The following is a 10,283-nucleotide window of genomic DNA, read 5'->3' on the forward strand; positions in this document are numbered from 1 at the left end:
TCGCTGCGAGGGCTTGCCCAGCGGGGCCCGTGACCGGTCAGCGGGCCGAGCATGACCGATCCGTCTCCCGCTATCGGTCAAACAGCACGTCAGCGCCGTGACCGACCCGTGCAACTCCCGCCGAGCCGGTGACCGGTCATCGGCCAGCCGCGGCCTCGCCGGGAAGCCGGGGCTGACCGTGACCGGCGGCGCCTCCCGGCCCGCTCCGGCGGGGTGGGCAAGCCGGTGCTCGGGGTGGCTTGCCCAGGCTCCCCTTGGGCTTGCCCAGCACCCGTGCGGCGGTCAGCGGCCGACGGCTTCGGGGTAGCGGGCACGACGTCGGTGCGGGTCGTCGACGCCGATCTCGTACCAGGGCTCGCCACGCTGGAGCCGGGGAAGGGTGTTCACCCACACCGCGATGGTGATGCCCTGCACGTCGGCGGTGAGCGCCTGGAGCCGGTTATCGAGGAGGTGTTCCGCCTTGCCGGCCAGGACGACGTGCAGCCGCGGGAAGGTCTTCGAGCGGGTGTAGCGGTGGCGCTGCCAGAACGGGTACGTCCCACCGATGGTGCCGCGGGTGCCTTCCCAGACCCGATGCCCGGCGTAGCGCTCGTAGTCCCAGACCTCCTTCGCGAGCCGGGCCTGGAACATGGTGCCGTTGTCGAGTTCGAAGAGGCGGACCTCGCTGGTCCTGGTCGGCACGGCGAGGACGGCGTCGGTGTTGAAGGACAGGCCGGTCTCCTTGATGGCGTGGTTGACCTCCACCTGCCAGTCGGTCAGATACTCCCGACGCCGGGAGAGAGCCGTGTCGGTGTAGGCGAGGATCGTGTCGGTCACCGCGACGGCGTGCGGGCCGAACCCGGCTCTCACTGCCTTCGCGCCGGTGCCGGCCTTCGGGCGGGGCGGCAGCTCGTTGCCGTCGGCCAGAGCCTTCTGCCCCGCCTGGGTGAGGTTCCAGATCTGGTGCTTGCCGTCCTTGCCGTTCGTCTCCGCCAGCGCGAGCTCAGCCAGTTCCACCATGGCCCTGCGCACGTACGACCGGCCGTCCGACCCTGCTTCCGTGATCACCTGCGCCAGCTGCCGGACCGTGGCTATCCGCACACACCCCAGCATCCGCAGCGCATCAGCCCGTACCTTCCCTGCCGTGGGAGTGGACCTCTTCCCCTTCGCTGCTGTCTCAGGGGCGGGGAGAGAGGTGTCAGCGTGCCGGGCAGCCCCCTTGCGGGCGGTGTGAGCTGCGGTGATGGGCACGACGTTCGAGCCGTTCACGGCACTGGACGCGGCACTGGCTTCCGGGCCATCCAGAGAACTCTCAGCACCCCTTGACCAGGTCGGACGAGGCTCCGGCTGCCGGGCGCTGCTGGGGTACGTCATGGTCGGGCTCCTCACGCGGGTGTGCGTAGGACTCCGGGCAGAGTCCCGCATTCACCTGCTACAGGTGCCGGGGCAGCCGATGGTGTGACGCCTGTTATCGAGCCGTGATCATTCGGGGGGTGCGGCGCAGAGCTCGGAAACGATCGTGAACGAGGTCGTCACCATCGGCACCGCCATGGCCGGCGGCATCGCCGCGTGCGTGGTCTTGCCGTGCGCCATGCCGTTGCGGATCTTCCGCCCGTCGTCGAGGTACTCCGCCTGCCGGGCGGTCAGGACGCCGGTGTCGGCGCCCTGCTTGATGAGCTGCTGCAGGGGCCGGAACCGGCCGTAGTAGTTGATCCAGCCCCCGACCACAGGGTTGATCCTGCGGGCGAGATCTGCGAAGGAGATGCCGGTGCGGTAGTGCAGTTGCCAGGAACGCACCTCGCGACCGATCCGGGTCAGGGCCTGTCTGCTGATGGCCGGCTCGAACGACAGGAACTGCTTGCCGTGCTGATTCCGGTTCTTCCTGGGCCGGAACGTGTACCCGAGGAACGTGAACGACGTGTGCTCGTAGGAGCCTCGCCGGTACGAGTCCTTGCAGTAGACAATCCGGGTCTTGTCCGGGTGCAGCTGCAACCCGACTTCGACCAGCCTGTCCCTGAGCGCGACCAGCACCTGGCGGGCCTGGCGCTCGGTGACGCAGTGCAGCACCGCGTCGTCCGCGTAACGTTCGAACCAGACGGACGGGAACTCCCGAGCCATCCAGGTATCGAACGCGTAGTGCAGGAACAGGTTCGCCAGGACGGGAGACACCGGGGCCCCTTGCGGGGTTCCTCGCTCCCGTTCCAGCAGGGAGCCGTCGGGCATGACAAGCGGGGCAGCGAGCCACCTCCGCACATACAAGTTCACCCAAACGGCATCGGTGTGAGCCTCCACCGCCTTGACCAGCAGGTCCCAGGGCACGCTGTCGAAGAACTTGGCGATGTCGAACTCCACCACCCAGTCCCGCTTCCAGCAGCGCTTCCGGCACCTTTCCACCGCGCCCAAAGCGGACCGTCCAGGCCGGTATCCGTAGCTGTCCGGATGGAAAACAGGGTCCACCCGTCGCATCAGATGCCGGGCCACAACGGTCTGGGCCACACGGTCGGCGACAGCGGCAATGCCAAGAATTCTCGTGCCGCCACCGTGCGGCCTGGGAATCTCCACCGCACGCACAGGCGGCGGGAAGTACGAGCCCGAGGACATGCGATTCCAGACCTTGTAGAGGTTGTTCTTCGGCGCCTGCCTTCTCCTGTTCCATGCGAAAGCCGCAGACCGGACTCACGTCGCCTCCATGCCGGACACCACCTGGCCAATAGACGGGCACCCGCCAGACTCATCCCGGAGCTCTTGACACACCCCGGTTTCGATGTCGTCTGGTTTCCTTACGACACGTCAGCAGCGATTCACTTGCGTTCGTCTTTCCGGTCCCCACCTGACGCCTCCTACGACGCCTTTTCCTCATCGCTCACCACGACAGTCTTCAGCTAACGCAGCATGAGGCGGTTTGAAGCCTCCCCCCGCAGGCTCCGAAGGGCCACAAAACCTTCATCTCTCGCACAGCATCACTTCCGGAAACTGCTCCTACAAACAACTTCCTTCCATGTTCAGGACACACGTCAAGGAGAAACGCGGCGGGTGCGCACCGAGTGGATGCACGGCATCGTCCCCGGCGATGTCGTCCACTCCCACCGGGTGGGCTCCACTCAGTGGAATGGATGCCGAGCACGGTGTACTCCACAGTGGAGTCCACTCGGTGGCGTCCACTCTGGTGGGGCCCATCGGGTGGGCTCCACCCAGTGGGCTCCACTCGGTGGACGATGTCCGGCATCGTCACCACAGCCAGGCGTTGGAGTGCCGCACCCGGGACAGAGCACACGCGGCGCGGCGCGCGGCCGCGTTGCCGATCCGGTTCTGCCGGGACCGGGGCCGGCGCGACTGCCCGGCGGCGAGGCGGCGACGTCCGGCGTCCTGGAGCCGCCGCCGGATCCAGCCGCGCAGGGCCTCGGGATGCACACCGAGCTCGACGGCGAGTTTCTTGATCTGGGGCTTCGGGTCGGAGGTGCGATACATCCGCACCGCACGCTCACGCAACTCCAACGAGTATTTCCTGGGGGCAGCCATGGTCGATGTTCCTCTCATAAGTCCCATTTGACCCCCTGTCAGCATCCACCGCATCTCGGGGGAACCTCAGACGCGCAGGACGTAGGAGAGGTTGCGGCGGGCTTCGGCGAGCAGGTGGTGGCGTTTGAAGGCGGCGTCAGAAGTCAGGCCGGGGGCACGTAAACGTCGGGGGCGGGCAGCACGCCGAAGCGACGTGATCGCGAGCGGAGGCGGGGGCAGCGAGGCAGGACTGTGCTGGACACGTGGCACGGGAACGACGCCGACGGCAAGGACGCAGGGACGGATCCGCCGGGGTCACGGCTGCTGCCCCGCCATCACACTGCGGGCCGGTCCTTGAGGTCAGCATCATGCAAACCAAACCGCTACCGGAAGCTGACTGACCAATCTCCGGGCTGGCGGAGAACGCGAACGTCCCGAAGCTGTTTTCCCGCCGAGCGTGCCTGGCGAGAGGTGGCAGTCGTCCCGGTCGGGCGTGTTCAGGCCGGGACTCCCCCTCGTCCTGACTCAGCCGGCCTTCGGCCGGTCGAACCACATCGTTGCCACCGCCGGCGCCAAGCCGACCCAGAAGAACACGAGTGGGACCGTACGTTGCGTCCAGGGAATCAGAATGATCAGCAGCGCACAGAGCATGGCCCACGCCGCTTGGCCGAGGACGACACGGGGCCAGGCCCAACGCCGGATGAGCGCGTGCAGGTTGACCCGGATACCTGCGCGCAGGCGGCGGTACCGAAGCAGGGCGCCCAAGGCCCAGACGACCGCCATGGGGACGAGATCCCACAGCCGCTGGCCAAGACCCAGCGGCAGCTCCCGCTGGGTCTCCCCGTCCGTCGCAAACAGGTCGATGCCCGTAGCGGCGAGGGCCAGACAGAGCAGGGCCAGCCAGCGGACGCCGCGCAGCAGGCGGTAGGAGGCCCCGTCCAGGCCGCGCTGCATCGGCGCGGAGGCAGGGGCGGAGGCCAGCGCGTCGGCGTACAAGGTGGCTGCCTCCGTCGCCTTGACGCCGGGGGCGGTCGCCGCCTTCTTTGTCTGCCGGGCCAAGGCGTCCTCGTGCTGCGGGTCGAGCCGGAGGATGGCCTCGTCCATCTGGTCGGCGACGCTCCGGTTGGCCGCCATGTCGGCGATCAACCACGCCACCTCGTAGGCGTACACCTTCTCGGGGCCCAGCCGGATGGCCTCCTGGGCGATCAGGTCGGCCTCTCGCAGGGCGGCCATGAGGTCCTCTCGCCCGGCCTGGCCGCCGTTCGCCTGTGCGGAGCCGATCCACCTGATGCGCCACAGCCAGTCAGCGAGCAGCGCGTAGCCGTACCAGTACTCGGGGGCCAGGCGGATGACTTCGCGCAGCACGCCCTCGGTCTCCGGGAAGCGGCCTCCCCCACGCATGGCGCGCGCGTGCATGAGTAGCGCTCCGATGTCCTCGGCATCCAGGGCCAGCGCCCGCTCGGTCGCTGCCAGTGCCTTCGCACCGTTCTCCTTGTCCCCGAGATAACTCCGGGCGAGTTCGATCCAGGCTCGGATGTCCTCGGTGTCCTCCGCGAGCCGACGGGCCAGCAGCTCCCTGGCCTCCTCGTACCGCTTGAGATCGATGAGCAGGTCAGCCCGTTCCACGGCGGGGTGCAGGGTCGGGGTCACAGCTTGCGCCTCTTCTTCAAGTACCTCACCAGGTCGTCGTACATGCCGCCCTCGTTGGCGAACATCGCCACGTTGCGCGCGGAGGCGAACCACGGTTCAGCGGACGGCACGACGTCGTTCGCGGCAGCCAGCAGGTCCTTCATGCCGATCATCCGTACGGTTCCGGTGCGTACCGAGTCCAGCAGTGCCCGCTCGGCCGCCGCCTCGCAGACATGGGCCAGGTCCGCGCCGGACAGACCGTCGGTAATCTTGACCAGCTTGCCCAGGTCGACGTTCTCGATGGGCCGGTCCCGCAGGTGGTAGCGGAGGACCGCCTCCCGGGCGGGTCCGTCGGGCGGGAGGACGAGGATCGTCCTGTCCAGACGGCCGGGACGGCGCAGGGCGTTGTCCACGTCCCAGGGCACGTTGGTGGCGGCGAGCACGAAAACGCCCTCGTTCGCTGCCGATTCGATGCCGTCCAACTCGCTGAGCAGCTGGTTGACCACGTTACGCATGCCGCTGTGCCCGGTGCGGCTGCGCTTGGCGCCAAGGGCGTCCAGCTCGTCCAGGAAGACCACGCAGGGCGCCTGGCGGCGAGCGGTCTCGAAGACCTCGTGCATGTTGCGCTCGGAGTTACCGATCCACATGTCGAGCACGTCGTTCACGGACACGGACAGAAACGCGGCACCGAGTTCACCGGCCACCGCCCGCGCGATGAACGTCTTACCGCAGCCGGGCGGGCCGTACAGCAACAGCCCGCCGCGAAGACTCTTGCCGTACAGCTTGCGCAGCTCGGGGTTGCGCAGCGGGGCGAGAAAGGCGGCGTCCATTCGGTCCTTCACGTCTTGCATGCCGCCGACATCGGCCAGCCGTACGGTGCTGGGCCCCTCCACGTCCCACGGGTCGGCGTCCGCGGAATCGTCCTGCCCGTCCGTGCGGACCGGCGTCTCGGCGAACCGCGGCGGCACGGCGTCCCCTACCTGTTCCGCGGCAGCTTTCCAGTCGAACCCGGTCTGCGGGAACGGGGGTTGTGCCGGAGGCGGGGGCGGCGCGCCCATCGCCCGGGCCATCAGGCCTCGGGCCTGGGCGTCGCTCGGCGCGTACTGAAGGGCCACGGCCGCCTCGGCTACGGCCTCGTCGGACCGGTCCGCCTCCAGCAGGAGCTGGGCCAGGTGGAGCCGCAGGGGTACGTCGGCGGGCGCGGCGGCGACCGCGGTACGCAGGCTATGTATGAGAGGAGGGTCGTCCGACATGATCGACAGCCTAATGCCGCCGCACGACACCTCAGGAGGCACTCAGCGTCCGGAACCTCCTCCTCCGAATACCCCGGACTATTCAGCTTCGCGGACACGTAAGTGCTGTGGAGCTGTTTGTCGTTCTCCCAGCCGGGCATCGGCTCGGCCGACCACGGCAGGTGCTGGGCTGATGTCCAAGAGGACGAGCTCGCGAAGTCGGGCGTGCGCACCTGCCGATGCCGTTCCGGCAAGCGAGGGCGCGGTGCTGCTCAACCTTGGAAGGATGAGGCTCACAGCTATTCGCCTTGATCGTTCTCTCTTTCCGACTCACCCCGAACGACCCTCTTCACCGTTCCTTGCAGGGACCGCAGTAGCTCTCGCTCGGCCTCTTCGGTGCGGGCTCGATGTCCCACCGCCGGACGTCGTCGACCAAGCCCTCGATGGCTTCGTCGAGCCGCCGCCGCAGCAACCAGGGGCGGAGGGCTTCGACCTCAACGGCGATGTGTGAAGCGATGCCTTCGCGCAGGCACTCCTCGCTGTAGCGGGTGAAGTTGACGTGTACGGTCACCGGAGCTTCCGCAGAGCAAGCAGATGGCCGGAGGGCCCTGGGCAGCGTTCTCCCCGCGGGGCAATTCGAAGACGGGCGGGTGCCTTCGGGTTCGCCGGCTGCCAGATGGGTGCGGGCGCGTGCGAGGCGTGTCCCACGGGACGTGATCAAATCCAAGTGCGCCCCCTATCTCGCCCGCGGAGAACCCGCGAAGAAGGGGGCCCTGATCAACAGCAGCGATCACGCGATCGTGGCAACCTTCGGGACCGTTTACCGGGGCGTTGTCCAGTACTACCTGCTCGCCGGAGATGTCTTCCGGCTGCACCGGCTGCAATGGGTCATGCAAACCTCCATGCTCAAGACCCTAGCGGCCAAGCACCGTTCGTCAGTGTCGAAGGTGGCGGCAAAGCACAAGGCCAGAATCGACACACCCAACGGCCCCCGAGTCTGTTTCGAGGCCCGTATCGAGCGGAAGAAAAGGAAACCACTGGTGGCACGGTTCGGTGGGATTCCCCTCCAACGGCAACGAGCGGCGGAACTCGCCGACCGCGAGCCGGTCCGGGTGGACCATCCTCAAAAGGAACTCATCGCGAGACTCATGGCGGACACCTGCGAGATCTACGGAAGCAAGGGCAACGTGCAAGTGCACCACGTCCGTGCTCTCGCCGATCTCGCACATGCCAGATGGCAGCCTTCCGACTGGGCGCGCGTCATGCTCCACCGGCGCCGCAAAACGGTCGTGGCCTGCGACGTTTGCCACGACCGCATCCACTCAGAACAGCCAGCCACATCACTCACGCCGTAATCACTGGAGAGCCGGATGACTGGGAAACCGTCATGTCCGGTTCGGCGGGTGGCCGCGCGGAGCAGGACTCGCCCACGGCGAGCACCTCACCGCGCGGTCGACCCAACGTCCTGGCTGACCGGCTACCGCAGACTCAACCACCGCTGCGAACGCCACCCCCGCAACTACCGGGCCTTCCTCGGCCTCGCCGCCGCACTCTGCTTCCACGACGGGCTGCGCCTGTTCCGGCTCCCGCCACGCATCGTCTACGACCTCCAGGAATTCCTCGACCCCGAAGGCAACAGAGATGCCTTCGGGGTCGAGGAACAACTGGTCGGCCTCTGGGGCCCGGTGTGGTTGCGATCGAGTGATCAAAGGACGCGAGCCAGTGCGTCCGGCCCCACGAAGTGCAATGGTGGATCGCCGCGCAGGAACCGCAGCACCTCCTCCACGGCACTTGCGCCGAGCCGCTGGCGGCACTCGGCGGTGCCCGCCGCCTGATGAGGGGTCAGCAGAACGTTCGGCAGTTTCCGGAACAGGTGGCGGACCGGCAGTGGTTCGGTGTCGAAGACGTCGATCGCAGCGTCCAGCCGGCCCGCCGACACCTGCACCAGAAGCGCGTCCTCGTCGACGAGCCAGGAACGGGCGGTGTTGACCAGACCGGCGCCGTCGGGCATCAGCGCCAGTTCGCGCGCACCCAGCATGCGCCGGGTCTCGGCGGTGGCAGGGGCGTGCACGGCGACGATCCTGCTGCCACGGAGCAGTTCGTCCAGCGGCACCACCCGTACCGCGAGCCGCTGTGCGTCCTCGGCCGTCAGATACGGGTCGGTGACCGCGACCTGTGCCCCCAGTGCCCTCGCCAGCTCGATGTACGCACGACCGGTGCGGGACGCTCCGATGACGCCGATCGCGCAGCCCTGGATCTCGTGCCGCGGCGGGGCCTGGCTGGCCTCGTCCCAGTCGGCTCCGCCGCGCAGCGCGTGGTCGAAGCGGTGGATGCGGTGCAGCAGGGCGAGGGTGAACGCCAGGGCCACCTCGGCGACCGGGCGTGCCATCTCGTCACCGGCCTGGGTGACGAGGATCCCACGCCGGAAGACTTCCTCGGTGACGTACGGGGCGACCGCCGATCCGGTGTGGGCGACGATCGCCAGTCGGTCAGCGACGTCGAGGAGTTCCTCGCTGAGGCGGGGCGTTCCCCAAGCGGTGATCAGGGCACGGGCACCGGGCAGCGCCTCACCGAGTGCGTCCCGGTCAGTGTGCTCGTCGAGGACGACCGGCTGCGCCACGGCGCAGAGGCTCTGCCACACCGCGGGGGTGAAGAACTGCTCACGAAGGTGCGGGGGTACAGCGACGACGACCCGCGGCAGGCGGGCCGCCCCCGGGTCAGGAGAGCCAGTCATCGACGTGCTCCGCGACGAAGTCGTCGTCGGTGAGCCAGGGGTAGGCCGTGGCGACCCGGGTGATCTCTTCGGCCTGGCCGGAAGACAAGACCTCCTTCGGATCAAGACACCAGATGCCCTCCAACAGACCCTGGCGGCGCAGCACTTCATGGACACCCGCGATACAGCCGCGGAATCCGCCGCGCACGTCGAACACAGCGCTGTTGGCGTCGGTGAGCTCCGGACGGCGGGCGAGGCAGCCGACCATGGCGTCGTGGTCACCGGCGCGTGCCCGCCGGACCTGGTCGAGGAGGGTGACGGCGGAGCCGGTCCAAACGGTCCACTGGCCGAGCAGCCCGCCGGCGAACCACCGCCGAGTGCCCTTGGCCTCGTACGGGGTGAGCAGGTCGCCGATGATGTCGTCGTCGTTGCCGGTGTACAGGGCGACCTCGTCAGAGCGATCGGCGGCCGCCACGGCCCGTACGACATCGGCGGTGCGGTAGCGGTCGAAGGGCGCGATCTTGATGGCCGCGGTGTTCGGCAGGTCTGCGAATGAGCTCCAGAACGACGGCGAGAGATAACGGCCGCCGACGGCCTCCTGGAGGTAGAAGCCGATCAACGGCAGCACTTCGCCGACGGCACGGGCCCGGTCCAGCAGTCCCTTCTCGTCGGCGCCGGGCACGGCGGGGCTCAACAGCACGGCGTCGTAGCCGAGGGAGGCTGCGAGCTCGGCTTCGGAGACGGCCTGCGCGGTGTGGCCGCAGGCCCCGGCGACGGTGACGACGGGGTGGTCGGCCTCGTTCCGCACGGTCTCGGCGGCGAGTTCGAGGACCGGTGCCAGCAGGCCGATGCCCGGTTCGCGGATCTCGAACTGGGTGGTGTGGACGGCGACGGCGAGGCCGCCCGCGCCGGAGGCCAGGTAGTAACGGGTCAGTGCGCGTTGCCGACGTTCGTCGAGCTTGCGGTCGGCGCCGAGGGCGAGTGGATGAGCGGGGATGACGGCTCCCTCAGCGAGCACGTCCATCGGAGTGCGTACCGGGGCTGCCGCGACCGCCGAGGAGGGTACGGGTTTGGGAGTGGTCGCGGCTACGGGGCCGGGTGCAGGCGCGGTCGCGGCTGCGGGCGTACGGGACACGGGGATCAGAACCTTCCGTCGCGGACCTGGAACTTGGTGGGCTTGCCGGACAGCGGCAGCCCGCGGCGCAGCCAGTCGGCCTGCCACTCGACGAGGG

Annotated in this window: 8 protein-coding genes and 2 pseudogenes; 2 read left to right on the plus strand and 8 right to left on the minus strand. The window is 68.5% G+C overall.

Going from position 1 to position 10,283, the window contains the following annotated elements; all coding sequences use genetic code 11:
* Positions 1–282 precede the first annotated feature (282 nt).
* From ACH4EW_RS30945 to ACH4EW_RS30970, 6 genes and pseudogenes are all read right to left on the minus strand, one after another.
* Positions 283–1,404 carry a replication-relaxation family protein gene (locus ACH4EW_RS30945; RefSeq protein WP_398262624.1) on the minus strand — a complete coding sequence of 374 codons (1,122 nt, stop codon included), beginning with the start codon at positions 1,402–1,404 and terminating at the stop codon, positions 283–285.
* Between the two features lie 57 nt (positions 1,405–1,461).
* Positions 1,462–2,619 (minus strand): annotated as a pseudogene (ltrA, locus tag ACH4EW_RS30950) (group II intron reverse transcriptase/maturase); the annotation flags it as partial.
* A gap of 588 nt (positions 2,620–3,207) precedes the next feature.
* Positions 3,208–3,498 carry a transposase gene (locus ACH4EW_RS30955; protein WP_398262626.1) on the minus strand — a complete coding sequence of 97 codons (291 nt, stop codon included), beginning with the start codon at positions 3,496–3,498 and terminating at the stop codon, positions 3,208–3,210.
* A gap of 504 nt (positions 3,499–4,002) precedes the next feature.
* Positions 4,003–5,127, minus strand: coding sequence for a tetratricopeptide repeat protein (locus tag ACH4EW_RS30960; protein ID WP_398262628.1), 1,125 nt, complete (start codon positions 5,125–5,127; stop codon positions 4,003–4,005).
* Complete coding sequence (locus tag ACH4EW_RS30965; protein WP_398262630.1) at positions 5,124–6,359, minus strand: ATP-binding protein; 1,236 nt, start codon at positions 6,357–6,359, stop codon at positions 5,124–5,126. Before ACH4EW_RS30965 ends, ACH4EW_RS30960 begins: the two co-directional genes overlap by 4 nt.
* A gap of 328 nt (positions 6,360–6,687) precedes the next feature.
* Entirely contained in the window at positions 6,688–6,909 is a 222-nt protein-coding gene (locus ACH4EW_RS30970; RefSeq protein WP_398262632.1) for a hypothetical protein, read from the minus strand.
* A 142-nt stretch (positions 6,910–7,051) separates the two neighbouring features.
* Here ACH4EW_RS30970 and ACH4EW_RS30975 point away from each other — a divergent pair, with 142 nt between their 5' ends.
* On the plus strand, positions 7,052–7,693 hold the full coding sequence (locus ACH4EW_RS30975) for a group II intron reverse transcriptase/maturase (protein WP_398262634.1): 642 nt from the start codon (positions 7,052–7,054) through the stop codon (positions 7,691–7,693).
* Between the two features lie 108 nt (positions 7,694–7,801).
* A pseudogene (locus ACH4EW_RS30980) lies at positions 7,802–7,924 on the plus strand (IS5/IS1182 family transposase); the annotation flags it as partial.
* A gap of 119 nt (positions 7,925–8,043) precedes the next feature.
* Here the strand turns inward: ACH4EW_RS30980 and ACH4EW_RS30985 are convergent.
* Together ACH4EW_RS30985 and ACH4EW_RS30990 are read right to left on the minus strand one after the other, a co-directional pair.
* Positions 8,044–9,072 (minus strand): hydroxyacid dehydrogenase, encoded by a 1,029-nt coding sequence (locus ACH4EW_RS30985; protein WP_398262636.1) that lies wholly within the window; start codon positions 9,070–9,072, stop codon positions 8,044–8,046.
* Positions 9,056–10,075 carry a dihydrodipicolinate synthase family protein gene (locus ACH4EW_RS30990; protein WP_398262638.1) on the minus strand — a complete coding sequence of 340 codons (1,020 nt, stop codon included), beginning with the start codon at positions 10,073–10,075 and terminating at the stop codon, positions 9,056–9,058. Before ACH4EW_RS30990 ends, ACH4EW_RS30985 begins: the two co-directional genes overlap by 17 nt.
* Between the last annotated feature and the right edge of the window lie 208 nt (positions 10,076–10,283).

The organism is Streptomyces sp. NPDC018000 (assembly GCF_044328025.1).
Taxonomy (GTDB): Bacteria; Actinomycetota; Actinomycetes; order Streptomycetales; family Streptomycetaceae; genus Streptomyces.